At 66.5% G+C, this 25,792-nt stretch carries 25 protein-coding genes; 18 read left to right on the top strand and 7 right to left on the bottom strand.

Going from position 1 to position 25,792, the window contains the following annotated elements:
• The coding region (locus tag VGI62_RS07175) for an aldehyde dehydrogenase family protein (RefSeq protein WP_331503721.1) at positions 1-619 on the top strand (619 nt) is incomplete at its 5' end.
• A gap of 3 nt (positions 620-622) precedes the next feature.
• Here the strand turns inward: VGI62_RS07175 and VGI62_RS07170 are convergent.
• The gene (locus VGI62_RS07170) at positions 623-862 is read right to left on the bottom strand and encodes a hypothetical protein (RefSeq protein WP_331503720.1); all 240 of its coding nucleotides are present in this window, start codon (positions 860-862) and stop codon (positions 623-625) included.
• A gap of 89 nt (positions 863-951) precedes the next feature.
• Here VGI62_RS07170 and zapE point away from each other — a divergent pair, with 89 nt between their 5' ends.
• The gene (gene zapE, locus VGI62_RS07165) at positions 952-2,070 is read left to right on the top strand and encodes a cell division protein ZapE (protein WP_331503719.1); all 1,119 of its coding nucleotides are present in this window, start codon (positions 952-954) and stop codon (positions 2,068-2,070) included.
• Positions 2,071-2,121: 51 nt separating this feature from the next.
• Entirely contained in the window at positions 2,122-2,832 is a 711-nt protein-coding gene (locus VGI62_RS07160) for a class I SAM-dependent methyltransferase (protein ID WP_331503718.1), read from the top strand.
• Here VGI62_RS07160 and VGI62_RS07155 read toward each other — a convergent pair.
• Positions 2,822-3,703 (bottom strand): LysR family transcriptional regulator, encoded by an 882-nt coding sequence (locus tag VGI62_RS07155; protein WP_331503717.1) that lies wholly within the window; start codon positions 3,701-3,703, stop codon positions 2,822-2,824. The two genes, VGI62_RS07160 and VGI62_RS07155, sit on opposite strands and share 11 nt — an antisense overlap.
• 229 nt (positions 3,704-3,932) lie before the next feature.
• Here VGI62_RS07155 and sdhC point away from each other — a divergent pair, with 229 nt between their 5' ends.
• The 7 genes from sdhC (at position 3,933) to VGI62_RS07120 (ending at position 12,388) form a co-directional block, all read left to right on the top strand.
• A complete protein-coding gene (gene sdhC, locus VGI62_RS07150; RefSeq protein WP_331503716.1) occupies positions 3,933-4,352 on the top strand; it encodes a succinate dehydrogenase, cytochrome b556 subunit in 420 nt (139 codons plus the stop codon).
• The gene (sdhD, locus tag VGI62_RS07145) at positions 4,352-4,744 is read left to right on the top strand and encodes a succinate dehydrogenase, hydrophobic membrane anchor protein (RefSeq protein WP_331503715.1); all 393 of its coding nucleotides are present in this window, start codon (positions 4,352-4,354) and stop codon (positions 4,742-4,744) included. Before sdhC ends, sdhD begins: the two co-directional genes overlap by 1 nt.
• Positions 4,745-4,747: 3 nt before the next feature.
• On the top strand, positions 4,748-6,535 hold the full coding sequence (gene sdhA / locus VGI62_RS07140) for a succinate dehydrogenase flavoprotein subunit (RefSeq protein ID WP_331503714.1): 1,788 nt from the start codon (positions 4,748-4,750) through the stop codon (positions 6,533-6,535).
• Between the two features lie 80 nt (positions 6,536-6,615).
• Positions 6,616-7,398 (top strand): succinate dehydrogenase iron-sulfur subunit, encoded by a 783-nt coding sequence (locus tag VGI62_RS07135; protein WP_331503713.1) that lies wholly within the window; start codon positions 6,616-6,618, stop codon positions 7,396-7,398.
• Positions 7,399-7,551: 153 nt separating this feature from the next.
• Positions 7,552-8,802 carry an NAD(P)/FAD-dependent oxidoreductase gene (locus VGI62_RS07130; RefSeq protein ID WP_331503712.1) on the top strand — a complete coding sequence of 417 codons (1,251 nt, stop codon included), beginning with the start codon at positions 7,552-7,554 and terminating at the stop codon, positions 8,800-8,802.
• Between the two features lie 21 nt (positions 8,803-8,823).
• Positions 8,824-9,144, top strand: coding sequence for a 2Fe-2S iron-sulfur cluster-binding protein (locus VGI62_RS07125; RefSeq protein ID WP_331503711.1), 321 nt, complete (start codon positions 8,824-8,826; stop codon positions 9,142-9,144).
• Positions 9,145-9,292: 148 nt separating this feature from the next.
• Entirely contained in the window at positions 9,293-12,388 is a 3,096-nt protein-coding gene (locus tag VGI62_RS07120; RefSeq protein ID WP_331503710.1) for a hypothetical protein, read from the top strand.
• Between the two features lie 104 nt (positions 12,389-12,492).
• Here VGI62_RS07120 and VGI62_RS07115 read toward each other — a convergent pair whose 3' ends face one another.
• From VGI62_RS07115 to VGI62_RS07105, 3 genes are all read right to left on the bottom strand, one after another.
• Entirely contained in the window at positions 12,493-13,128 is a 636-nt protein-coding gene (locus tag VGI62_RS07115) for a gluconate 2-dehydrogenase subunit 3 family protein (protein ID WP_331503709.1), read from the bottom strand.
• Positions 13,128-14,855: a GMC family oxidoreductase gene (locus VGI62_RS07110; protein ID WP_331503708.1), complete on the bottom strand. Its 1,728-nt coding sequence runs from the start codon at positions 14,853-14,855 to the stop codon at positions 13,128-13,130. Before VGI62_RS07110 ends, VGI62_RS07115 begins: the two co-directional genes overlap by 1 nt.
• 69 nt (positions 14,856-14,924) lie before the next feature.
• Entirely contained in the window at positions 14,925-15,131 is a 207-nt protein-coding gene (locus VGI62_RS07105; protein WP_331503707.1) for a hypothetical protein, read from the bottom strand.
• 187 nt (positions 15,132-15,318) lie between these two features.
• Between VGI62_RS07105 and VGI62_RS07100 the strand changes: the two genes are divergently transcribed.
• Genes VGI62_RS07100 through VGI62_RS07085 form a run of 4 tightly spaced genes read left to right on the top strand, consistent with a single transcriptional unit; the run spans position 15,319 to position 18,593 of the window.
• Positions 15,319-15,687, top strand: coding sequence for a GntR family transcriptional regulator (locus VGI62_RS07100; RefSeq protein WP_331503706.1), 369 nt, complete (start codon positions 15,319-15,321; stop codon positions 15,685-15,687).
• Position 15,688: 1 nt separating this feature from the next.
• On the top strand, positions 15,689-16,564 hold the full coding sequence (locus tag VGI62_RS07095) for an ABC transporter ATP-binding protein (protein WP_331503705.1): 876 nt from the start codon (positions 15,689-15,691) through the stop codon (positions 16,562-16,564).
• Positions 16,561-17,508, top strand: coding sequence for a hypothetical protein (locus VGI62_RS07090; protein ID WP_331503704.1), 948 nt, complete (start codon positions 16,561-16,563; stop codon positions 17,506-17,508). The genes VGI62_RS07095 and VGI62_RS07090 overlap by 4 nt, the downstream gene beginning before the upstream one ends.
• A gap of 50 nt (positions 17,509-17,558) precedes the next feature.
• A complete protein-coding gene (locus VGI62_RS07085) occupies positions 17,559-18,593 on the top strand; it encodes a hypothetical protein (RefSeq protein WP_331503703.1) in 1,035 nt (344 codons plus the stop codon).
• A 9-nt stretch (positions 18,594-18,602) separates the two neighbouring features.
• On the opposite strand, the gene VGI62_RS07080 is transcribed toward VGI62_RS07085, so the two are convergent.
• Together VGI62_RS07080 and VGI62_RS07075 are read right to left on the bottom strand one after the other, a co-directional pair.
• Entirely contained in the window at positions 18,603-20,030 is a 1,428-nt protein-coding gene (locus VGI62_RS07080) for a serine hydrolase domain-containing protein (RefSeq protein ID WP_331503702.1), read from the bottom strand.
• Positions 20,031-20,033: 3 nt separating this feature from the next.
• Entirely contained in the window at positions 20,034-22,358 is a 2,325-nt protein-coding gene (locus tag VGI62_RS07075; protein WP_331503701.1) for a sensor histidine kinase, read from the bottom strand.
• A gap of 93 nt (positions 22,359-22,451) precedes the next feature.
• On the opposite strand from VGI62_RS07075, the gene VGI62_RS07070 reads away from it, so the two are divergent.
• From VGI62_RS07070 to VGI62_RS07055, 4 genes are all read left to right on the top strand, one after another.
• Positions 22,452-23,006, top strand: coding sequence for a hypothetical protein (locus VGI62_RS07070; protein ID WP_331503700.1), 555 nt, complete (start codon positions 22,452-22,454; stop codon positions 23,004-23,006).
• Positions 22,999-23,424: a metallopeptidase family protein gene (locus VGI62_RS07065; protein WP_331503699.1), complete on the top strand. Its 426-nt coding sequence runs from the start codon at positions 22,999-23,001 to the stop codon at positions 23,422-23,424. Before VGI62_RS07070 ends, VGI62_RS07065 begins: the two co-directional genes overlap by 8 nt.
• Before the next feature lie 234 nt (positions 23,425-23,658).
• On the top strand, positions 23,659-24,789 hold the full coding sequence (locus tag VGI62_RS07060; RefSeq protein WP_331503698.1) for a ferritin-like domain-containing protein: 1,131 nt from the start codon (positions 23,659-23,661) through the stop codon (positions 24,787-24,789).
• 508 nt (positions 24,790-25,297) lie between these two features.
• On the top strand, positions 25,298-25,792 hold a 495-nt coding region (locus VGI62_RS07055; RefSeq protein ID WP_331503697.1), incomplete at its 3' end, for a Plug domain-containing protein.

Here is a 25,792-nt window from a genome sequence, read left to right as displayed (position 1 = left end):
GACCGCCGAGGCCTTCCGCGAGAAGATGCTGGCCGAGATCGAGACCCTGAAGGTGGGCGTCTCCACGGACGCTGCGGCGCAATACGGCCCGGTGGTCACCGCCGCGCATCGCCGCCGCGTCAGCGACTATATCCAGCTGGGCGTCGACGAGGGCGCCGAACTGGTGGTCGACGGCCGCGACTTTGCGCTGCAGGGCTACGAGAAGGGCTTCTTCATCGGCCCGTCGCTGTTCGACCACGTGAAGCCTGACATGCGCACCTATCAGGAGGAGATCTTCGGACCCGTCCTGCAGATGGTCCGCGCCGAGACCTTCGAGGAAGCCGTGGCCCTGCCCTCCAAGCACCAGTACGGCAACGGCGTGGCGATCTTCACCCGCAACGGGCGCGCCGCGCGCGAGTTCGCCGCCCGGGTGAACGTCGGCATGGTCGGGATCAACGTGCCGATCCCGGTGCCGGTCGCCTACCACACCTTCGGCGGCTGGAAGCGCTCGGCCTTCGGCGACACCAACCAGCACGGCATGGAGGGGGTCCGCTTCTACACCAAGGTGAAGACCGTCACCGCCCGTTGGCCGGAAGGCCTGGTCGAGGATTCGGCCTTCGTCATTCCGACAATGCGGTAGCCTCTAGGCCCGCCGGCTGATCGCATCCTTGGTCGCCTGGCGGGTCTTGCGCCCTGGCCCACGCTCAGCATCGGTCTTGCGCCCGCGCATGGCGTGGTTGGCCGAATAAGCGGCGCCTTCGTCGGCGGGTTCGCCCCAGTCCTCCTGGGGGTTTTCAGCGCGCTGGCCGGGCGCCGGCTCCCACGTGCGGCCCCTGCCGGTTTGCGCCGTCGACGGATCGAACGTGCGGTCGTTGTTGGCCATAGGGGTCTCCTTTTTACGCTTCTCTCAACCCCACGGACGCAAACCCTGTTCCTTGCACATTCGGGCGGCCGCAGCTAGGCGGATTGCCGATGGCCGTTGCGCTGCAAGCCGCCTACGACGCCCGCCTCGCGGCGGGCGAAATCAGGCCCGATCCGGCGCAAGGCCCGGCGCTGCGCGCGCTTGCCCGCCTGGAGCGTGACCTGGCCGACGCCCCAGCCAACGGAGGCCTGAAGGCCTTTTTCCGCAAACCGGAAGCCCAGCGCGGGGTCTATCTCTGGGGTCCCGTCGGCCGCGGCAAGTCGATGCTGATGGACCTGTTTTTCGAGAACGTGCAGGTGGAGGCCAAGCGGCGCACCCATTTCCACGTCTTCATGGGCGAAATCCATCGGCTGATCGGCGCGTGGCGAACTGGGGATGCGGCCGCGCGCAAGGCCCGCTTCGGGCAGCACAAGGGCGACGACCCGATCCCACCGGTGGCCGATGTCGTCGCCGCGGGGGCCCGCCTGCTCTGCTTCGACGAGTTCCAGGTCACCGATATCGCCGACGCCATGATCCTGGGTCGGCTGTTCGACGCGCTCTTCGCACGCGGCGTGACCTTGGTGGCCACCTCCAACCGCGCGCCGGGCGCGCTCTACAAGGACGGCATCAACCGGCAGCTCTTCCTGCCGTTCATCGACCTCCTGAAGGCCCGCCTCGAAGTCGTAACGGTCGCAGGCGCCCACGACTATCGCCTCGACCGGCTGCGGGCCGCGGGAACCTGGTTCTCGCCGGCCGACCCCGACAATTTGCGGTCCTTCGACGTGCTGTGGCGTGACCTGCTGGGCCCTGAGGAAGAGAGTGGGGCGACGCTCGAAGTGCTTGGCCGCAAGATCACGCTGCCGCACGCCTCCGGCGGTTTGGTCCGCGCCACCTTCGCCAGCCTCTGTTCGGTCGCCCTGGGACCCAACGACTATGTCGCCCTGGCGGAAACGTTTCACACGGTCTTCCTGGAGGACGTCCCGAAACTCGCCGCCAGCCGTCGCGAGGAGGCCCGTCGATTCGTGATCCTCATCGACGCGCTCTACGAGGCCCACGCTCGTCTGATCTTGCTGGCCGAGGGGCAGCCCTCCGAGCTCTACCCGGCCGGCGACGGCGCCTTCGAATTCGAACGCACCGCATCACGGTTGGAAGAGATGCGCTCGGCCGACTGGCTTGCGGAGCCGGACTGATCGCCTCCTTGCCGTGGGCGTGACGGCGCGCTGCCGCTATATCTTAGGGGCATGGCCGCCGACTTCTCTCGCTACGACACGCGCCACTATCCGACCCTGCCGGTTCGTGAGGGCTACCAGGCCTGGGCGAACACCTATGAGTCGACGGTCCTCGATCTCATGGACCTGAGGCTGCTCGAACGCCTGCGGACCATCGATTGGGCGCGCACCGGACAGGCCCTGGATCTGGCATGTGGCACCGGTCGTGGCGGCGCTTGGCTGAAGGCCAAGGGGGTCGCCTCGATCGATGGAGTCGATTTCACCCCCGCCATGCTGGAACGAGCCTCGGCGAAGGGGCTCTACGATCGGCTTCTGTTGGGTGACGTCGCCGCCGTCGACCTTCCCGCCGCCACATATAGCCTGGTGACCCAGCTGCTTGCCGACGAGCACCTGGCGGATCTGGCGCCGGTGTACCGCGAAGCTATGCGCCTGACCCTTCCTGGCGGCCGCTTCGTGCTGGTGGGATATCACCCCTGGTTCCTGATGGCCGGGATTCCCACGCACTTTGACCGTGCGCCTGGAGATCCGGTTGGCATCGAAAGTCACGTCCACCTCTTCTCCGACCATGTCGCCGCGGCCCACGCCGCCGGCTGGCGGCTCGCCGAGATGGTGGAGGGATTGGTCGACGAAGCCTGGATCGAGGCCAAGCCGAAGTGGGCGGCGCACCGCGATCGGCCGGTGAGCTTCGCCCTCGTGTGGGAAAAGCCTCGGACTAAGTCCTGAGGCTGTCTACCAGCTCCCGCGCATAGGGGCGCAGTTCCTCCGCCGCGCGGACCACGATCGTAAGCTCACGCAGCGCCCAGTCGTCGGTCAACTCCACAACGCAAAGCGCCATGGTTTTGGCAGCCCGCGCGGCGGTGGTCTGGGGGACGACACCCACGCCGACGCCACACTCAACCATGCGACAGACCGCATCGAAGCTGCGGAGCTGGACCCGCAGGCGCAGCGATCGGCCTTCCCGTGCGGCCTTGCCGGCCAGGAACCGCTGCAGGGAGGCGGCGCGGTCGAGTCCCACGAGGTCATAGTCAAGCAACTGGGCGAAGCTGACCCGCGCCTGAGCGGTCAGCGGATGATCCTTTGCAGTCACGACCACGAACCGGTCCGAGCGGAACGGGTAGGTGGCGAGCGCGCCCACATCCACGGTGCCGGCGACGATACCGATATCGGCGACGCCTTCGGCGACCAACCCCACGATCTCGTCTGACAGCCGCTCTTCGAGGTCGACGCTGACGTGGGGGTGGTCGGCCAGGAAAAGGCCAAGGGCCTCAGGCAGGAATTCGGTCAGCGCATTGGTGTTGGCCAGGAGGCGCACCTCACCGGAGGCTCCGCCGGCATAGGCGCCCAGATCTTCGCGAAGCCGCGCCCCCTGGTCGAGCATGGCGCGGGCGTGCTTGAGCAGGGTCCGACCGGCCGGTGTCGGCGCGACGCCTTGGCGTGAGCGGGTGAGAAGCGGGGCGCCCAGGCTCTGCTCCATGGCGCGGATACGGGTCGAGGCTGCGGCCAGGGCAAGCGCGCAGCGCTCCGCGCCGGCGGTTATGGATCCCGCGTCCACGACCTCACAGAACAGCCGAAGATCGACCAGATCGAACCGCATCCTTCGCCCTTCGCGAAGCAAGACTATAGGAAACACGCATTGCGTGGGTAGAGATTGCGTTTATGGCTTCGTGCCCTGCGAAGGAACGGCCGGCGACGACCGCCCGCGCCACCGCAGGAGGCGGGCCGCCGAAGCGCAAATCGAATCGGCTCGGCCTTCGTTGACACCCCTCGCCCGGCGCTTAAAAGCGGGGCTGCCTTCAGGACCTGGAATCGAGCGGCCAAGACGCATGACGGACGCCTCACCGAAAACCCGCCAGACGCTGCGCGAACCCCCCATGTCGCCACACCTCCAGGTGTGGCGCTGGCACCTGACCATGGCCACCTCGATCCTGCATCGGGCGACCGGCTGCGCTCTCTATGTCGGGGCTCTGATCGCCGCGGCATGGGCGATAGCGCTCGCGCAGGGGCCGGACAGCTACGCGCTGTTCAAGGGCCTCTTGGGATCGGCGCTCGGCAAGGTCGTGATGTTCGGTCTGACCATCAGCCTCTTCTATCATCTCGCCAACGGCGTGCGGCATCTGGTGTGGGACACCGGCCGAGGCCTCGACGTTAAATCGGCCAACGCCAGCGCGGTCCTTGTCATCGCCTTCGCCGTTGCTGCGACGCTCGCGGTCTGGGGCATCGCCGGCATCACGGGAGCGCTCTGATGGGCAGCTATCGCACTCCGCTGTCTCGCGCCCGCGGCCTTGGCTCCGCCAAGCACGGAGCCGGCCACTGGATCTCCGAGCGGGTAAGTTCCATCGCTCTTGTGCCGCTGGTCCTGTGGGCGGTCTACGGCGTCATCAGGTTGGCTGCCGGCGACTACGGCTTCGCCGTTCAATGGATCTCCGATCCGCTGAATGCAGTGCTCACCGTCCTGACGCTGGCGATCGCCTTTTGGCACATGCACTCCGGCCTGCGCGTCGTCGTGGAGGACTACATCCACAAGGCGCTGACCAAGTCGGGCCTCCTGATCCTCAACCTGTTCGTCTGCGGGCTCTTCGGCGCGCTGGCGATCTTCTCAGTCCTCAAGGTCGCGCTGAGCGGCGGAGCCTTCTGATCCATGGCGGCCTACGATTTCATCGATCACAAGTACGATGTCGTGGTGGTGGGAGCCGGCGGCTCGGGCCTGCGCGCTGCGCTGGGCTGCGCCGCGGCGGGCCTCAAGACGGCGTGCATCTCAAAGGTCTTCCCGACCCGGTCACACACGGTCGCCGCGCAAGGCGGGATCTCGGCCTCGCTTGGCAATATGGGCGAGGATGACTGGCGCTGGCACATGTACGACACCGTCAAGGGGTCGGACTGGCTGGGCGACCAAGACGCCATCGAATACCTGGTCCGCAACGCGCCGGCTGCAGTCTATGAGCTGGAGCATTGGGGTGTGCCCTTTTCGCGCACGCCTGAGGGCAAGATCTATCAGCGCGCCTTCGGCGGTATGACCCGCAACTTCGGCGAGGCGCCGATCCAGAGGACCTGCGCGGCGGCCGACCGCACCGGCCATGCCATGCTGCACACGATGTACGGCCAGGCGCTCGCCAAGAAGACCGAGTTCTTCATCGAATTCTTCGCGCTCGACCTGATCATGGACGAGGGCGTTTGCCGCGGCGTCACGGCCTGGAAGCTCGACGACGGCGCCCTGCATCGTTTCCAGGCTCAGTTGGTGATCCTGGCGACCGGCGGCTACGGCCGAGCCTATTTCTCCTGCACCAGCGCCCACACCTGCACCGGCGACGGCAACGGCATGGTGCTGCGCGCCGGCCTGCCCCTGCAGGACATGGAGTTCGTGCAGTTCCACCCGACCGGGATCTACGGCGCCGGCTGCCTGATCACCGAGGGCGCGCGCGGCGAAGGCGGCTACCTCACCAACTCCGAGGGCGAGCGGTTCATGGAGCGCTATGCGCCCTCAGTGAAGGACCTCGCGCCCCGAGACATGGTCTCGCGCGCCATGACCATCGAGATCCGCGAGGGCCGCGGCGTCGGTCCGAAGAAGGACCATATAAACCTGCACCTCGATCACCTGGACCCGAAGGTGTTGCACGAACGGCTGCCGGGTATTTCGGAAAGCGCCAGGATTTTCGCCGGCGTCGATGTGACCAAGGAGCCGATCCCGGTGCTTCCGACGGTCCACTACAACATGGGCGGGGTGCCCACGAACTTCTATTCAGAAGTGGTGACCAAGGCCGGCCGGGACCCTGACAAGGTGGTGCCGGGGCTGATGGCCGTGGGCGAGGCGGCCTGTGTGTCCGTGCACGGCGCAAACCGGCTGGGGTCCAACTCGCTCATCGATCTGGTGGTGTTCGGCCGGTCTGCGGCCCTACGCGCAGCGGACACGATCAAGGCCGGCGACACGCAGCCGGAGCTGAAGCCTGCGATGACCGACGGGCATCTCGCCCGCTTCGATCGGTTGCGCAACGCCTCGGGCAAGACATCGACCGCGGCCCTGCGGCTCGAGATGCAGCAGGCCATGCAGGAAGACGCCGCCGTTTTCCGCACCGGCGAGAGCCTGGTCTCGGGCGTCAAGCGGCTCGAAGCCGTGCAGAAGAAGCGTTCCGACCTCGCCGTCACCGATCGCGGGATGATCTGGAACACGGACCTGATGGAGACGCTGGAACTCGATAATCTGATCGGCCAGGCGGTCGTGACGGTCGTCAGCGCCAACAACCGCGCGGAGAGCCGCGGCGCCCACGCCCGCGAGGACTTCCCTGATCGCAACGACAAAACCTGGATGAAGCACACGCTTTCCTGGTTCGACGACCAGACGGGCAAGGTCCGCCTCGACTACCGGCCCGTCCACGATTTTACGATGACCAACGACATCGCTCCGATCCCGCCCAAGGCGCGGGTCTACTAGTCGGCCATGGGCTCAGCCTCGGCGATCATCATCCTTAGGCGGACGACCGCCGAACAGCACTCCTCGTAGGGACCGTATCCATGGTCGAACTCGCGCTTCCGAAGAACTCCCGCGTCCAGCAGGGCCGTCACCACCCCGCGCCCGAGGGCGCCAAGTCGGTCAAGACCTTCCGCGTCTATCGCTATGATCCGGAAGGGGTCGAGAACCCGCGCTGGGACACCTATGACGTGGACGTCGACGCCTGCGGCCCGATGGTCCTGGACGTGCTGATCCATATCAAGAACACCATGGATCCGACTCTCGCCTTCCGCCGCTCGTGTCGCGAAGGCGTCTGCGGCTCCTGCGCCATGAACATCGGCGGCCGCAACACCTTGGCCTGCACGCATGGCTGGTCTGAAGTCCCGGGAAAGGACGTGCAGGTCAGTCCGCTGCCGCACATGCCGGTCATGAAGGACCTGGTGCCGGACCTCACGCAGTTCTACGCCCAGTACGCATCGATCGAGCCCTGGCTGCACACCGAAACCCCCGAGCCGCAGAAGGAGTGGCTGCAGTCCCCGGAAGATCGCGAGAAGCTCGATGGACTCTACGAGTGCATCCTGTGCGCCTGCTGCACGACCTCGTGTCCCAGCTACTGGTGGAACCAGGACAAGTATCTCGGGCCGGCGACGCTGCTGCAGTCCTATCGCTGGTTGGTCGACAGCCGCGACGAGGCGACCGGTGAGCGGCTGGACGCGCTCGAGGACCCCTTCAAGCTCTACCGCTGCCACACGATCATGAACTGCGCCCAGGTCTGCCCCAAGGGCCTCAACCCCGCCAAGGCCATCGCCGAGGTGAAGAAGATGCTGGTCGAACGGGTCGTCTGAGCCGCCGGGCCCCTCGAGCTATCTTAAGGGACCGAAACTGCGGGTTATCGCTGTCACCAGCAATGAAGGGTGGCGGGGCCGGGCCCACGGCGCCAACGTGGGTTGCTGCTTCCAAGTTGACGCGGGCGTCACTTTTCGGCATCGGGAGAGGCGATGAGCGATCCGGTCACAGCGAACCTGACGGCGCATGTGGTGATCCTGGGGGCGGGGCACTCCGGCGGGACCGCCGCGGCGCTTCTGCGCCAGTACGGCCATGAAGGTCGCATTACGCTTATTGGCGAGGAGCCCATCGCGCCCTATCAGCGCCCGCCGCTCTCCAAGGCCTGGCTGAAGGGCGAGGCCGACGCCGACTCCCTGGCGCTGAAGCCGCTCGAGTTCTACGCCGAGCACAACATCGACTTTCGCCCGTCGACGCGGGCCGTCTCGCTGAACCGCGGGGCAAAGACCGTCGCGCTATCCGACGGCTCGCAGCTCGCCTACGACATCCTGATCCTGGCGACGGGCGCACGCGCCATCGCCTTGCCGATCCCCGGCGCGGAGTTGGAGGGCGTGATGTTCCTGCGCACCGCCGCCGACGCCGAACAGCTCAAGGCGACCATCGGCCCCGGCAAGCGCCTGGCGGTGGTGGGCGGCGGTTACATCGGACTCGAGGTCGCTGCTTCCGGCCGGGCGCTGGGCGCCGAGGTGGTGGTGCTGGAGCGCGAGAACCGGCTGCTGGCTCGGGTCGCGTGCGAGACCCTTTCGACCTTCTTCAAGGCCTACCATGAGCAACACGGGGTGGTTTTCGAACTCTCCGCGAATGTGGAGGCCTTCGTGGGCGCCGATGGGAATGGCCACGTCACGGGCGTGCGGCTGGGTGACGGCCGGGCGATTCCCTGCGACGCCGTGGTGGTGGGCGTGGGCGCGACCCCGAACGACGAACTCGCCCGCGACTGCGGCCTGACGACCGCCCGCGGCGTCGTGGTCGACCTGGAAGCCCGAACCTCCGATCCCGCGATCTTCGCCATCGGCGACGTCTCTCACCGGCCGATGCCGATCTACGGACGCATGTTCCGGATGGAGAGCGTGCCCAATGCGCTGGAGCAGGCCAAACAGGCCGCCAGCGCCATCGTCGGTCGCCCCGCCCCGCCCGGCGAAGCGCCGTGGCAGTGGTCCGACCAGTACGACCTGAAACTGCAGATCGCCGGCTACGCTTTTGACGTCGACGAGATTCTGGTGCGCGGTGACCCGGCCAGCAACAAATTCGCGGTCTTCCATCTGAAGGGCGACCTGGTGCAGTCGGTCGAGGCGATCAACTCGCCGCCGGAATTCATGATGGGCAAGCAACTCATGCTTGGCCGCAAGCCGGTTTCCAAGGCGAGGCTTGCAGACCCATCCATTTCCATGAAAGAGGTCGCCGCGTGAACTCGGGGCGCGAAGGGTAGTATGGCCAAGATCACCTACATCGAGCACGACGGAACCGAGCACGTCATCGACGTGAAGACCGGGCTCAGCGTCATGGAAGGGGCGGTTAAGAACAACGTCCCGGGGATTGACGCGGACTGCGGCGGGGCCTGCGCCTGCGCCACCTGCCACGTCTATGTGGACGAGGCCTGGCGCGACAAGACCGGCGCCTCCTCGGCGATGGAGGAGAGCATGCTCGACTTCGCCGAGAACGTGGAGGCCAACAGCCGACTCTCCTGCCAGATCAAGGTCACCGACGCCTTGGACGGCCTGATCGTGCGCATGCCCGAGAGCCAGCACTAGACTCCGCCTCAGGGCGGCTGATTGACCCGAGCGCTTCGTCTCGGGCGTTGTAGATGGCGCTTGACTGCAACGCTAGCGTGTGAAGGCTTCACCCTAGGAGGACTGGGGGCGTGGGGCCCAGCCCGCTTTTTGGAGCGGACGGCGCGTCATGACCCACAACTTCGGCAACACCACCAATTTCCAGGTCGACTCCCCGGACGGCTTCTGGGCCGGCCTGTCGGCGACGCAGCAGACCAACGTCACCGCCAACGCCAACGCCCTGTTAGGGGTGGTGGAGACAGCCTTCAACACGACGACGGGTTGGTTTGCCACCGACACGAGCAAGTTCGGGACCTCCCATCGCCAGGAGGTGGTGTTCGATCAACCCGACAACAGCGGGGCGTTCAACAACGGCTACGGCAATCCCATCCATCTCGACACCCAGAGCAACAACAGCACGGTAAGCACCGGCGGCCCGATCGTCTCGATGCTGTGGATGGCCGAATGGGTAGAGGTGTTGATGTCCTTGACCGGTAACTGGAACGCCGGCGACAGCAGCGGAGAGGGTCTGTCGCACTACTGCGCGCTCCAGTTGTTCCTGAACGGACACAACGACTACTACAACGCCGGCGGCAACCAGGTTTTCGTCCAGAACTGGCTGAACGGCGACGGCACGACCAATCCCGGCACCGCCTCGCCAAACACCGCGCGCTCAGACTGGGTCAGCACCACCTTCACCGGCGCCAAGGTCGGCGGCGTGCAGGTGAACGGCGACGGTGATCCGGTAAGCTACGGCTGTGCGCTCGGGTTCATCTACTACCTGACGGTGCAGCTCGGCTTCACCATCAACGAGGTGATCGCCAACTATTCGGGGAACCTCGCGAGGTGCTACACCGCGGTGACCGGCGATCCGGCCAGTCCGTTCCCGGCGTTCTTGGGCATCCTCGACCACGTCTTTCCGTCGAGCCAGACTGCGACCCTGACTGGCGCAAATCCGGACAATCCGTTCCCGATCGCCGAGGTGCAGTTCTATTCCCAGAAGAACACGTTCGGTAAGGACGAGGCGCAGGACATTATCGACCACCAGGGCGGGCTTATCTCGCAGGCCTTCTGGGTCGTGATCGACGGCATGAGCCGACAGGCGTTCCAGAACCTCGGGGTGCAGGTTGCAATCCCGTTCACCGGCGCTTTCGCGGGTGTGCCGGGCGTCCAAATCACAGCCAATCCGATCGGTCCGGAATTCCAGAACGGCGTGCACCCGAAGGCTCCGCAGCGAATCCGAATTCCCTTCGACATCACGATCTCACAGCCGATCATCGGGCAGTTCCCGGCCTCCGGCGTCTCGGGCCCACTGGACCTTTCCACGACCTTGACCGCCGGCGGCTCGACCGTGAGCGGCTCGAACGCCACCATGGACTTCGAGCTGATCGCAGCCGGCGACCCCTACTTCGCCAACATAGATCCGGCCCAGAACAACCAGCCGTATCTCAGCCAGGACCTGCGGGTGTTCGGCGCAGCGCCCGCGATCAACGGCACGCCCTTCCCGGGCGGTCCGGCTTTCAGCAGCGACAGCGTGGCGGGCGCCTACAGCTACATCCAGGCGCTGCTGGGCTATCTGAACGGCACGGCGGCTTTCACCAATCCGGCCGGGACGGACCCTTTCTCGCTGCTCCCTGACCAGACGGGCGAGGGCCAGACCGACAGCTCCGTCGCCCCGTTCACGCTGAAATCCTTCTTTCCGCCATCCTTCGTCAATCACTACAATTTCGCCGTCGCACGCGTGCGGCTGCGCGGCTCGTCCGGACCCTCGGGCGCGGCCAACGATGTGCGCGTGTTTTTCCGTGTCTTCGCGAGCCAAAGTCCCGACACCGACTACGATCCGAACGGGACTTATGTTTCGCAAAAGGACCCAGCGAACGAGCCGGGCTCGCCCCTGCCGGGGGCCGGGGAGACCACGCTGCCCTTCTTCGCGACCGGCAATCTCGGCGTCCAGGCGGACTACCAGCCGGGCGGACCGAACCTGCAGACCCTGACCATTCCCGCCGGCCAAGATAGCCTGTGGTGGTACTACGGCTGCTTCCTCAACTTCTACGACCCGGCCAACCAGGTGGCCGGCCAGCAGGTGCAGGCCTGGCTGCCCGGCACCCACCACTGCGTGGTCGCCCAGATCGCCTATGATGACGCGCCGATTCCCAACGGGGTCTCACCGATGTCGTGGGACCAGCTGGCGCAGCGGAACCTGCAGTTCACGGCTGTCGACAATCCAGGTCCGGCGGCCACCCATCGCGCGCCGCAAACCTTCGACATCCGCCCGAGCAAGGTGATCGGAACTCCTGGAGGCTCGGGACTGCCGCCGGACCAGCTGATGATCGACTGGGGCGCCATTCCCAAAGGATCCGTCGCCTCGATCTATTGGCCGGCCGTGGCGGCTACGGATGTTATCGCGCTTGCGGAAACCTGGGGCGGGGCAGCCGGGCTCTCGTCCAGCGACGCCCACACCGTGACCCTGAAGGTCGAGGGCGGGGTGAGCTACGTACCAATCCCCAAGGGGACGGGACAGAATTTCGCCGGCCTGTTCACCCTGGAGCTGCCGCCCGGGATAACCACGGGCCAAAGTTTCGAGGTGCTGGTGCGTCGGATCGCGACCCGGTTCGGCAAGGCGTCACCTCCGCCGCCCCCGGCGCCGCAGCTGCAGAGCCCGCCCTCGCGCAAGCTCGACAAAAAGGCCAAGCCGGCCACCGTGGTGGAAAGCGCGGTCATCGAGCGCGAGATCCTGTGGCGCTATGTGGTCGGCAGCTTCGTGGTGCGGATCCCGGTAAGCACTGGCGAGAACATGCGCATACCGGAGGCAATGACCCTGGCGATCATGAAGTGGCGCTTTGCTCACCTCTCGCCTGGCAATCGCTGGGCGCCGGTGTTGGAGCGCTACATCAAGTACAGCTCGGCGCGTCTGGACGGGATCGGCGGAGACTCCTCGCAGGTTCCGGCATCGCTGACCTGGACCCCGCCCCTCCCAGATGCGGGCGGCAAGGGCGGCGGACACGGCGAACACCAGGTATGCGGCAAGGTGGCTGAGGTGGTGTTCGACTGCCATGGCGCGTTCGAAGGCTTCGTGCTGGACGACTGCTGCGAGCGACGCCTGATCGAGAGCCGCGAGCGGGGCATCGCAGACCTCGTTCTGCGCGCCTGCCGGGAGAATCTCACGGTGTGCGTCAGGTTCTGTCCGCACAGCAGGAAGATCGAGGGCCTGGCGATCGGGCTCTGAGATCGCCAGGCCTTCGCTCTTTCGGTAGACGCATCAGCTCGATCTTGCGGAACTCAATGGGGCCGCTCGACGATCGCTGCCACCAACCGCATTACCTCCCCCCGTCAGAGGGCCCACGCGCGGCCGATTTGCGCCAGCGGCACACAGCCTCGGTAGGGGCCCGGCGTGGGGTCGTAGCGCACCGCCTTCGTCGCCCCGAGCCGGGAGGTGAAGTAACCCACCGTCACCAGCTCCTTCAGCACCGCGAAGAACGGGCGCCCCTCTTGCGGCGCGAATAGTGCGATGCGGTTGGAAAGCCCGGTCTCGGTGTCGCCGCGGCCCACCGCGGATGCGGCGGGGTTCGACCCGCCATCGGCGTCGTAGCGGGCCAGAAGCGCGGTCTGCTGATCCGGTGTCAGCGCTACGAAGCCTGCGCCGTGGGCGGAACGGGCGTCGGCCTCGATGCGGTCAAGTCCGGCGCGGATCGACTGGGCGTCGCCGGCCGTGCAGTAGTCGGCCACCGCCTGGTCGACGAACTGCGGCACGCCGGCTTCGCGTGCGCCAGGGGTGTCCGTGGCCGGCATGATCCGCTCGGCGACGGCGTCCAGCACCTTGGCTTGCGTAGGGCTGAGCGCTTTCGGCGTCCAGCCCAGCGTCGCAGCGCTCTGCGCGGCTGCACCTGCCGGGATGGCAAGCGTGGTCCAAAGCGCCCCGAAGGTCAGCGCCAGGTCCCGGCGATTCAGCGGATGCGGGCCAGCCATCAGACTTCTCCCCGCTTCTTCGCGTCCACCGCGTATTCGGCCGCCCGAGCCGTAAGCGCCATATAGGTCAGGGACGGGTTCACGCAGGACGAAGAGGCCATCGCCGCCCCGTCAGTGACAAAGACGTTCTTGCAGGCATGGACCTGGTTGTGAGCGTTCAGCACCGAGGTCTTCGGATCGCGGCCCATCCGCGCCGTGCCCATTTCGTGGATCCCGAGCCCCGGCCCGTAGTCGCCATCGAGTTCCCGCACGTTCTTGAAGCCCGCCGCGTCCAGCATCTCGGCTGCCGCTGTCTTCATGTCGCGGCGCATGGCGCGCTCGTTGTCGCCCAGCGCGACGTCGAAGGTGATGGTCGGCAGGCCGTGCGCGTCCTTGACCTCGTGGTTGAGGGTCATGCGGTTCTTCGGATTGGGCAGGGTCTCGCCAAAGCCGCCCAGCCGCACCAGCCAGGGTCCCGGCTGGCTCAGCGCCGCCTTTCGGGCCGCGCCGAAGCCCTCGGCGGGGCGGTCCCAGTTCGGCCGTCCCGCGCCGCCCTGATAGCCGAAGCCACGCAGGTAGTCCGAGCGCTTGCTGGCCGCGTCGCCCAGGTTACGGAAGCGCGGAATGTAGAGCCCGTTCGGCCGGCGGCCAGAGTAGTACATGTCCTCATAGCCTGGCGCGTCGGCAGCGGCGCCGACACCCAGATGGTGGTCCATGATGTTGCGGCCGACCTGGTCGCTGTCGTTGCCAAAGCCATTGGGGAACCGACGGCTCGTGGAGTTCAGCATGATCCAGGCGCTGTTCATGGCGGAAGCGCAGAGGAAGATCACGTCGGCGTAGTACTCGCTCTCCTGGCCGGTTGTTTCGTCGAGCACCCTCACGCCCGTGGCCTTGCCGGCCTTCTCGTCGAAGATCAGCGAGGTCACGGTGGAGTTAGGCCGCAAGCTCATGTTCTTGGTGCGCTCGGCGGCCACCAGGGTGACGGCGTTGGAGCTGAAGAAGGCGCCGAACGGGCAGCCGCGGCTGCACATGTTGCGGTTCTGGCACCGGCCGCGACCGAGCGCCTTCTGCTCGTCGGTCGGCTCAGTCAGGTGGGCGACGCGGCCGATGGTGATGCGCCGATCGGGGAAGCGCGCCTCGGACCTGGTCTTGAGGTCCTTCTCGACGCAGTTCATCTCCATGGGCGGCTGGAACACGCCGTCCGGAAGATGCGCCAGGCCCTCGCGCCGGCCGCTCACCCCGATGTAGCGCTCCACGTAGTCGTACCAGGGCGCGATGTCCTCGTAGCGGATCGGCCAATCCACCGCGACCCCTTCACGTCCGTTCGCCTCGAAATCTATGGGGCTGTGGCGGTAGGTCTGGCGCGCCCAGAGCAGCGAGCGGCCGCCGACGTGGTAGCCGCGGATCCAGTCGAACCGCTGCTTCTCGGAATAGGGGTGTTCATCGTCCTTGACGAAGAAGTGCTGGGTATACTCGGTGAGCGCATAGCCGGTGCGCTCCTGCACCGGATAGTGGGCCTTCATGATCCGATCCGGCAGCTTGCCCCGCGGGTAGTGGGTCTGCCACGGATCCTCAGTGGCGGTCGGGTAGTCGGCGATATGGCGGACCATGCGACCGCGCTCGAGGACGAGGGTCTTCAGCCCCTTCTCGGTCAGTTCCTTCGCCGCCCAGCCGCCGCTCATGCCGCTGCCGACGACGATGGCGTCGTAGGTGTTTGCCTGCTTCGCCCGGTTGTTGACGTTGGCCATCAGTTTCCGCCCCGATTCTCAGCGCCGCGCGGCGTTTGGGGTGATCACAGCATCTACGGGGCTGCGGCGCTACAGTCGGTTAATGAACACCCGCGAGGGCGCGACCTGACCGTCCGCCACCAGCAAGGCCATGACCGCCCGGGCGCGTTGCCGCCCGAGTTGCTGCAGGTCGGCGTCGGTGACCGCGACGCGGGCGCCGAGCTTGTCCTCCATCCAGGCATGGGCGGCCTTGCCGTCAGCCGGCTTTTCTTTGGGCTTGTCGCCTGCGCCGGCCACTTGCTGCTTCGGGATCTCGGGCTTCGCGCCGAATTCCCGGCGTAGAGGTCTTCGAGGGCAGCACGGCGCGCCTTCGGGTGAGCCAGCGGCGCCGGTTGATCAAAAACCTCTTGCATGCGGTTCGGTGATGTAGTCAGGTATAACACCATATCGGGCAGGGCCCGCAAGGCGCAGCGCTGGACAGGCGATGGATGAGTGGAATGACAATCAGCCGATCTACCGCCAACTGCGCGATCGCGTGGTCGCCATGATCCTCGACGGCGTGCTTGGAGAAGGCGACCCGTTGCCCTCAGTGCGTAATGTCGCGGCGGAATACCGGGTCAATCCTCTGACGGTGCTGAAGGGCTACCAGCAGCTCGTCGACGACAACCTGGTGGAAAAGCGCCGGGGCCTTGGCCTCTTCGTGAACACCGGCGCGCGAGAGCTGCTGCTGCGGGGCGAACGGCAGAAATTCCTCGAGGAACAATGGCCGGTCATTGCGGCCACCATCCAGCGGCTCGGCCTCACGCCGCGGGAGCTTCTGGTGGCTGCTCCCAAGACGGACGGGGAGAGCTAAGGTGGCTTGCATAGAAGCTCGCGGCCTACGCAAGGCCTATGGCGCGACGATCGCCTTGGACGGCATCGACCTGCGCGTCGAAGAGGGACGCATCCTGGGGCTGATCGGGCCCAACGGCGCCGGCAAGAGCACGGCTCTGAACGCAATTCTCGGACTCATCGGCTACGAAGGCGAGTTGAAGGTCCTCGGCCGCAATCCGTGGACCGAGCGCGATCAGCTGATGGAGGACGTCTGCTTCATCGCCGATGTGGCGGTCTTGCCGCGCTGGTTGAGGGTGTCGCAGGCGCTCGACTATGTCGCGGGCGTGCATCCGCGGTTTGATCGCGCCAAGGCCGAGGGCTTCCTGGCGAAAACCACGATCAAACGCTCCAGCAGGGTCCGCGAGCTCTCAAAGGGGATGGTGACCCAGCTGCACCTGGCTCTGGTCATGGCGATCGACGCGAAGCTGCTGGTGCTCGACGAACCGACGCTTGGGCTCGACATTCTCTATCGCAAGCAGTTCTACGACACCCTGCTGAACGACTATTTCGACCGTAGTCGGACCATTGTCGTCACGACCCACCAGGTCGAAGAAGTCCAGCACATCCTCACCGACCTTATGTTCATCGATTGCGGCAAGATCGTACTCGAGAGCAGCATGGAGGACTTCGAGGCCCGCTACCTGGAGGTGATGGTCCTCCCCGAACGCGCCGAGGAAGCCCGGGCCCTGAAGCCGATCCACGAGCGCCAGGTTTTCGGCCGCAGTGTCTTCCTGTTCGACAATGTCGAGCGCGAACGCTTGGCCCCGCTCGGCGAAACGCACACGCCCAGCATCGCCGACCTCTTCGTCGCCGTGATCGGCGCGCGGGAGGCTCGCGGCCAAAGGAGCGCAGCATGACCACCGAGGCAATGTCAGACGCCCCCCTGGATCCGCCGGCCAGCGCTCCGAGCGCGCTTTCGCCCACGCGGCCGCTCTACTGGTCCATGCGCCGGGAGCTCTGGGAAAACCGCTCGATCTTCATCGCGCCGCTGATCGCTTCCGGTGTGGTTCTGCTCGGGTTCCTGGTCAGCGCCATCGGGATGCCGCACCGCCGGCTCGCCACGCTGGCGCTGCCGCCGGATCAGCGGGCCGCCGTCGTCGCCATGCCCTACGACTCTGCGGCGACCGCGATGATCCTGACCATGGTCGCCGTTGCTGTGTTCTATTGCCTGGGGGCGTTGCACGACGAGCGCCGCGACCGCAGCATCCTGTTCTGGAAGTCGCTGCCGGTCTCCGACCTCCAGACCGTGCTCGCAAAGGCGCTGACACCTTTGGCGGTGATGCCGCTGGTCTTCTTCCCGATCATCATCGCCACGCAGCTGGCCATACTGCTGCTGAGCGCGATCATCCTGATGCTGAGCGGCGTGCCGCCGACGGCGCCTGGGATGTTCCCAGCCGCGCTCGCAGCGCCGGTGGTGCTGTCCTACGGCCTGGTGACATTGTCGCTGTGGCTGGCGCCGATCTACGGCTGGCTGATGCTGGTCGGGGCATGGGCCCGGCGTGCGCCGCTGCTGTGGGCCGTGCTGCCGCCGCTGGCGCTGGGCGCCTTTGAAAAGCTGGCGTTCAATTCAACGCATTTCCTGCATCTGTTGGGAAACCGGATCTCCGGCAGCTACGCGGCGGCCTTCGTCGTCCACACTCACGATGAACTGAAGGCGAGGGGTGGGACGCCGTCGCTTGGCCTGGCTGATATCGACATCGGTAAGTTCCTCAGCAGCCCGGGCTTGTGGCTTGGACTCATCGTCGCCGTCGGCTTCTTCGCAGGCGCGGTCTGGCTGCGCCGGCGTCGCGAGCCGAGCTGAACCGGACGCTTCCCATCAGTCCCTGAAGCCCCTTTCCAGGAGGGCGTCATATGGCAAACCATCCTTCGGAAGATTCGCCGCAACTGGTGATTTGGATCGCGGGCCTCGTGTCCGTGGTCCTGGCGGGGGCGATTGTCCTTCTGGCGGGCAGCGCCCATGCCGGAGACTATCGCGCGCCGCGCACCGCGTTCGGCACACCTGACCTGCAGGGCCTCTGGACCAACACGTCGCTGACCTTCCTCCAGCGCCCGCCGATCTTCAAGGGGCTCATCGCCACCGACAAGGAAGAGGCGATGTTGCTGGCCGGCTTCAAGCAGCTTGCCGGCGGCCTTATCAGTCCCGACCCGATCGACCCCAAGCTGCCCGCCCCGCCGGTCGTCAAAGAGGCGCCACAAGCCGACTGGATCGAGATGCCCCTTCACCTGGCCCGCATCAACGGGCAGCCGCGGTCCTCATGGATCGTCGATCCGGCCGACGGTCGGTTGCCCTATACCGACGCCGTCAAAAAGGCCCGCGCCGACGCCGCCAAGGCTCCGGAGAGCTTCGACAACCCTGAAGACCGCGATACTCAGGAGCGTTGCCTGACGGCGATCGGTTCCCCCGAGGGGCCGCCGATGATGAACACCGGCTACAACGGCAACTACCAGATCCTGCAGACCAGGGATTTTGTGACCATCGAGGTGGAGATGAACCACGACGTGCGGATCATCCGCATGCGGGACCGCACTCACCTTCCGGCCGCGATCCAGCCCTGGCTCGGGGACTCGGTGGGCTGGTGGGAGGGTGAGACCCTGGTCGTAGAGACCACGAACCTCAATCCGAGGGGGCATGTGTTCTCGCTCGGCGGCGGCTTTGGATACACGCCCCGGACCAAGATCACCGAGCGGTTCACGCGCCGGTCGAAGGACGAGATCCTCTACGAGTTCTCCGTCGACGATCCGACCACTTTCACCAAGGTCTGGCGCGCCGAGATGCCGATGCGGCCCGCCAAAGGTCCGATCTACGAGTACGCCTGCCACGAAGGAAATTATTCGCTCCCCAACATCTTGCAGGGCGCGCGGGCGCAGGAGAGGGCGGCGCCGTGAGCGCCACGCTCAACCGGCTTCGAACCTAAGGGTCTGAATCTTCGGATCCGGCCCCGGCGTCAGGACGAGGTCGCAGATGACTGCGCCACGTTCACAAGTCAGGTGGACCTCCCCGGCCAGGGCGTGACGGACCTCGATCCGGCTGAGGCGGCCGTCGCCGAAACGCGATCGAAGCTTCGCCAGGGAAGCGTTGCGCGAGGCTAGCGGCTCATCGAGGAGCAGGTTGAGGGCGAAGCGGGTCTTCGCATCATCCAGTTGCCCAACGGCATAGGCCTGCTCAACAGCTTTCGCGGCCGCCCTAAGCGCGATCGACACGGGGACGGCGCGGGTCCGCCACAGTCCGGCGGCGTGCAGTCGCCCCGCCGCCTCGAAGTTGGCCGGTTCAGGCCCGGCGTAGGTGATGTTGGCGAAGGCGAACACGCCGACGCCGGCGTCCGGCCCAAACAGCACGTTGGAGCCGAAACCTGGAAGGCCGCCGGAGTGGTGCAGGCATCGCCCAAGAAGCGGGTCGGCGGAACTGTTCAGGCCGTAGCCGTAAGCGGTCGCCACCATGATGGAGCCGTCCACGGCTTTGCGTGGACGGGCCGGACCCGGCATGGCGTGCGCGAGACCGAGTTCGCGCCGGGTTGACCGCCGCGCGGGACCCGTCTCCGGCGCATCGCGGGGTGGCCAGGCGTTCAGCAGGAAGGCCAGGTAGGCGCCGTAGTCCCGCGCCGTGGTGACGAGACCGCCCATGGCGGCGAACTCGCCGTCAGGCTCGGCCGGCTCCTCGCCCCACTTATCGTCTCGCCAATGGTAGCCCCTGGCGCGACGGTCATCGGCAATGGCGGAGACGTCGAACGTCGTGTCCGTCAGGCCCAGCGGCGCCAGCAACAACTCGCCGATCGCCTCTTGATAGGGCCGGCCGCTCACGTTGGTGATCGCCCTGCCGAGGAGGGCGTAACCCAGGTTCGAGTACTCGAACGCTACGCCCGGAGCCTGGGCGAATAGGCCGTCGGAGCCCAAGAGGCTCGTGAAGTCGCTGGGCGCCATGCCCAGGACCCGGTCTGCCCAGGGGTCATCCGACACGAAGCCGCCGACGTGGGTCAAGACATCGCGCACCGTGACCGGGGCGCTGTCGGAGGTGGGAAGCGGCTGGTCGGCGAGCTCGGGTACGTAGGCTCCGATTGGCGCCTCCAGAGAAAGCCGGCCGGCATCGCGCAGCATGAGTATGGCGAGCGCGGTGACGTTCTTTGTCATCGAGGCGATACGAAAGGCGGTGTCGGCGGTCACTGGGCGCCCGCTTTGGCGGTCGGCCACGCCGACAGTCACGAGATGGTCGAGCCGGCCCTCGCGTACGACGCCGGCGACCAGCCCCGGCGCATGGACCTCGCTTGCGAACCGTCCGTAGATCGCATCGATCTCGGCGTAGGCCCTCGAGGCGTGCGGTCCCGCCACCGCCTAGGCCCTGAGACCGAGTTCCGGCTGGGCTGCGGCCGCGTGGGCCTCTTCCGGCAGGTGGCAGGTGAAGGTGGCGCCGGCGCCGGGCTCGCTCTCCAGGGCCACCCAACCGCCATGCAGCTCGGTCAGCGCCTTGACCAACGCGAGCCCCAAGCCCGGGCCGCCCCGCTCGCGGCCGATGAAACGGTCAAAGATGTGCGCTTGGACGTGGAACGGGATACCGCGCCCGGTGTCGGACACCTGCAGCTGCACCTCGCCGATGCCCTTTCGGGCGGCCATGGTCACGGTGCCGCCCGCCGGCGTCTGGCCGAGCGCATTCTCCACGAGGTGCTCGAGGATCTGTCCAAGCCTGCGATGGTCTCCGCGGATCAGGCCCACGTCGGGGGGGCACTCGATGGCGATCTTGACCTTGGCCGCCTCGGCCGCGGGGGCCCAGTGTTCGGCCTGGGCGGCCAGCAAATCGGAGACCCGGACATCCTCCATGTCCAGGGCCATCTCGTCGGCGTCGATCTGGGCCATGTCGAGCACGTCGTCGATCGAGCGCGCGAGTTGGGTCGCTGCAGATTTCACCGACGCGGCATGACCGCGCCCTCGCTCCGAAAGGCCCTCGCCGGAGCGCTCCAGCAGTTCGGAGTAGCCGATGATGGTGGTGAGCGGGGTCCTGAGCTCATAGGAGACATTCCCCACGAAATCCCGTTTCAGCCGCTCCGCGTCGGCCAGCGCCTGCTCCTTCGCCGCCAGCGCTCCCTCCAGCTTGCGTGCGTCGGTGACGTCGGTGAAGGCGATCAGCGTCGCCCCGTCAGGCAGCGGTCGGGACTGATAGACCACGATGCGGCTGTCGGAAGTCTTCACCTCACCCGTGGTTGGGGCGCGGGCCTGAGGGTCAGGATCGGCGACGCGGCCCTTCAGTTCCTTCCAGAAACCCATGTCGTGCAGCTTGGGGATGCAAAGATCGACCACGCCCTCGAAGTCGCCGGCCGCCTCGATTTGCGCCGGCGTCACATTCCAGAACCTGGCGAAGGCGTCGTTGTGCAGCCGAAGCCGGCCGTCGGAGCCGAACACCGTCACCGCGTCGGACAGCTTGTCCAGCGTCGCCTGCTGCACCTGGATCAGCGCGTTGTACTGGGTTTTGAGTTTGAGTTCGTCGGTGATGTCGCTGAAGAGCAGGAGGAGCCCGCCCATCGGGTGCGGCTGGCGCACCACCTTCAGCGTCCGGCCGTCCGGCACGCTCCACATGTCGTCGGGGCCGGCCGCCAACTGTTCGTAGCGATCGAGCTCGCCGGCCTTCCACTTGGCGTAGTCGGCCGTCTCCGGCAGGCGGCGGCGTTGGCGCAGGCGGTCCAGGATTTCGGAATGGCTCGGTTGCTCCGCCAGCCAGGCCGGCTCCAACCCCCACAGTTCGGCGAAGGCCGTATTGTGGAAGATGAGCTTCTTGCCCTGGCTGAAAATCGCCACTGCATCGGCGATGTGGTTCAGGGTCTCGTCATGCGCCTCGACGTTGCGCTTGAGGAGCTCGCGCAGCTCTTCGCGCTCGCTGACGTCCTCGGTCCAGACGCCGACGCCGCCGCCCTCGAGGGGCTGGGCGGTGATGTGGAAGGCGCGGCGCTTGCCGGTGACAGTCGCCCAGCGGACCTGTTCGCGGCGTTGGCCGAGGTTGGCGGCCTCGCTGGCCAGCGCATCAGCCGAACGATCGAAAGCCGCGCCGCGCGCGGCGGCCTCGTCGAGGCTGGTCGCATCCACCGCCTTCAGCCAGGCGGCGTTGACCCAGACCGGCGAACCGTCGGCCGCAGCGATCCAGGCCGGCGTGGTGCGGGCATTCAGCAGGGCTGCAAAGCGCGGAGCCGTGGGCAAACCGGTGTCTTCACCGACCGCCGCCGAGAGCCTGAGCCAAGCCAATGCGCCAGCCGCGCGGCCTTCAACCGCCACCAGCCCGCCGCCGCCCTGCACCTCGAATGCGCAGGCCTCGCCGCGCTCGAACAGCGCCCGCAGGCGCCGCGCGTGGTCGGGGTCGGCGCGCATCAGGGCGTTGACGATGGCCTGCGGGTCGGCCTCGGCGAGACCCAGCGCTTCCGCGCAGACCGCCAGGGATTCCTCGCCGGACGCGAGAAGGGCGCGGCCGTCCTCGACGGCCAAGAGGGCGGAGTCGAAGGCCTCGGCGGAGGCCTGCGCGGCCTCGGCGCGCGCCTCGACGCTGGCCAGTCGCGCGGTGATCGCCTCGACCCGCTCCTGGGCATGGCGCCGCTGGACCAGCGCCCACAGGATGGCGCAAATGGCCAGGGACACCGCCCCCGCCGCGGCCGCTAGGATCAGTTGGTGGCCGCTCATCCCCGCTCCGGCGAATCATCCGCTTCGCACAGTAAGCCGCGCGAGACCTCGCCGCACCCGCGCCGAGTTGTTGCAGATAGGCTAAGTTGGAGCATGAGCGGAGCCCAGGTCGCGATGACAGCGATCCTTTATCCGGTGGCGGTGAACGCCGAACAGGCTTTGACGCGGCCGCTTGGCCAGGCGGCGCGCGAGCGCGAGGCCTTGGCGCTGGCCGGCGAAGCCGTGGTCTTCGCCACGGATCCCACGGGACCCGCCTTCGCCACGCGCGAGGCCGCGGTTGAGGCCTATGGGGGCCTGCTGGACGAACCCTGGCGGCGGCTGGCGGAGCAGATATTGCCCGGCCAGAAGCCGGTCCGCATCGAGCCGGCCTTCGAGGACGGGCGGCGCTGGCCTGCGCCGCCGGCGACGCCGCAGCGGACCGCCTGGCGGCTCATGGTCTCCTACTGGCGTATCGCCACGGCCGAACGGCCGATCGAAGCGCCGCAGGCCCGCAAGGCGCGCCGCGCCGGAACGCCTCTCGATCCTGAGACGCTTCGCGCCATCGCCCGCCAGCCGCTTCGTCCCGTCGAGCCGCAGCAGCCGTTGGACATTGGTCTCTTCGAAGTCCGTCCGCCGGACGCGCCGCATATCGTCATGCCCGATGAGTGAGGCCCCAGCGCCCTTGCGGCATTCCTTCGGCAAGGCGCCGTCGCTCGACGACCTGGCGGCGTTGGCCGAGGCGGCGTTCCAAACTCTGCCGGAGGGTTTCCGCAAGCTCACCGGTGACGTGGTCTTCCGGGTCGATGACTTCCCTCCCGATGATGTGCTGGACGAACTGGGCATCGAGGATGCCTTCGGCCTGACCGGCCTCTACCAGGGCGTCGACATCGGCCGACGCTCCGGCTTCGGGCCCGCGCCCCAGCCCTCGATGATCTTCCTCTATCGCCGCCCGATCCTCGATGAATGGGCCGAGCGCGGGGAGGTGACGCTGGAGGAGCTTGTGAGCCACGTCCTGGTCCACGAGATCGGCCACCACATGGGTCTTTCGGATGCCGACATCGAGGCGATCGAGGCGAGCGCGGGCTAGGCGCCGCTTCAATCCCTCGTCCACGGCAGACCTGCCCAGCGCCGGAGCCGCACGTTGGTGAAGGCTTCGCGATTATCCATTCAGTGCTCCCGGTTACTCATCTCAAACCCGAACAGACCACCTGAAAAGACACGCTTTCCATAAAGTTGACGCGGCCGTCACCTTCATTGACTGAGCAGCGTTCAGATGCCATGGTTTCGACACGTGAGCCCCAGCCCGCAGGAGCGTGAGACCATGGCCGCCGACGGAAACATCACCAAGGACCTGATCTATGACGCCGTGGCGCCGGACGACTTCGAGTCCATGTTGGAACTGGACCGCTACAACGCCCGCTCGACAGCCTTCGACAAGATAATCTCGGCGACTCACGATCACTTCTGGGATCCGCTCGACGCCAAGTACATCGACTTCTCCGAGCCGCTGGACATGGAAAAGACCATGATTCTGCCGGAGAAATTCCACGGGCCGCTGCAACTCGACTACGTGCGCGATCACCTGAAGACCGAGGCGAACATCGTCCGCTTCGCCAACGCCTCGTCGCTCAGGACCTTCTCGTCGATCCTGCACGGCGAGCAGGGAGCGCTGAACCTGTCGGCCAGCCTTTGCCACGTCCTGAAGGATCAGGGGGCGCAGGAATACGCCGCAAACCAAACCCGCGAAGAGGCCCGCCACGTGACGGCCTTCGCCCGCTACATCAAGGCCCGCTGGGGCAGGCCGGTGGAATGCGGGCCGATCCTGAAGGACTTGCTGGTCGAGATCATCTCGGCGCCGGAGGTCTACAAGAAGATCATCGGCATGCAGATGCTCGTCGAAGGTCTGGCCATGGGCGCCTTCGCCACCATCTTCAACGAGACCAACGACCCGCTTGCCAAGAAGCTGACCCAGCTCGTCATGACCGACGAGGCGTTCCACCACAAGTTCGGGAAGATCTGGGCCGACCGGACCATTCCCAAGCTGACGCCGGCCGAGCACGAGATCATCGAGATGTGGGCGGCGCACTGCTTCCAGACGCTGCTTTTCAACCTGGTGGCGCCCACGCAGAACCTGGGGCTCTATGAGGAATTCGGGCTCGACCCGAACCGGGTGATCGAGGAGATGGGCAAGCTCATCAACGACGAGACCCGCCGCGAGGATATGAAGGAAGCCACCAACATCTTCCGCGTGCTCGTGAAGACCCTGCTCAACGCCGGCATCATCACCGACCGCACCAAGGCCTTCTATTCGATGTACGTCGACATCGACGAACTTAAGGGCGAAGGCGACAAAATGGTCGGCGATGACATCGCCGAGGAGGGGATCAAGTACCTGCAGCAGATCAACTTCAAGGACCGCGCGCTCTCCAAGGTCCTGATCGCCGCCGAATAGGCGTCCGCGCTATCGCTTAACGCTGCGCCCGCTGGATCTCTCCGGCGGGCGCTGTCGTTTTTCAGAGGATCGCGGCGCTGCGCAGCCTTCTGGTAGTTTGGCCATAACGTCCCCTCGCGCGGGGAGCGCCAAACATCCCCCGAGATTCGGGCCGTAAAACCTTCGCGCGTCACCTTTACACCGCGTAAAGGTGACTCCCTGCAAGGCAACGGCCATACCGATAACACTAAAAACCCGCACTCATCTCGCGCCGTACGGACGGCTTCTCCTGACCGGTTCCAAAGTCGATGCGAGGGTCGTCATTATAGTCGGCATTCGCGCTGTGACTTCTTTGCACGCTCTTCACAAATAGTGCCGGCGAGAACCGCGTTCGATTGACAATATCGCCGTTGCAGGGTGGCCTTCGCGATGACGGGGACCGACTCCGCGCCGCCCGAGATGGCGGACAAGACAATGGTCGGCCCGCGCATTCTGCGTGTGGCTGTCCGCAAGCCCGGGGGGGGCGACAATGAAAGCGTCGATGAAGAACCAGTACATGGGCGCGAGCCTTTTGGTGCTTTCCGCGTTCGCCTCGTCTTCAGCCGTGGCCGCGGTCGAACCCGCCGCGGCCGTGTCCGAGGTCATCGTCACAGGCACCCGGGTCAGCGGCGTCAAGGCAGAGGATAGCGCCGCCCCGGTCGAGGTTGTGGGCGGCTCGGCCCTGAAGCGCGTCGGCCAGCCGGACCTGATCCAGGCGCTGACGCAGAACCTGCCCTCGTTCAATTCCGAGGCCTTCGGCACCGACACCGGGCAGCTGACGCTGTCGGCGCAGTTGCGCGGGCTCAATCCCAACAACACCCTGGTGCTGATCGACGGCAAGCGCCGCCACTCCACGGGCAACCTGCATGTGGCCCCGGGCGTCTTCCAGGGGGCTGCGACCCCCGACCTGGGCCTGATCCCCGTCGCCGCCATCGACCACGTCGAAGTGCTGCAGGACGGGGCCGCGGCCCAGTACGGCTCGGAC

The organism is Phenylobacterium sp. (assembly GCF_036495085.1).
Taxonomy (GTDB): Bacteria; Pseudomonadota; Alphaproteobacteria; order Caulobacterales; family Caulobacteraceae; genus Phenylobacterium.
Note: the sequence above shows the minus strand (reverse complement) of the source record. Positions and strands in the feature narration are given on the sequence as shown.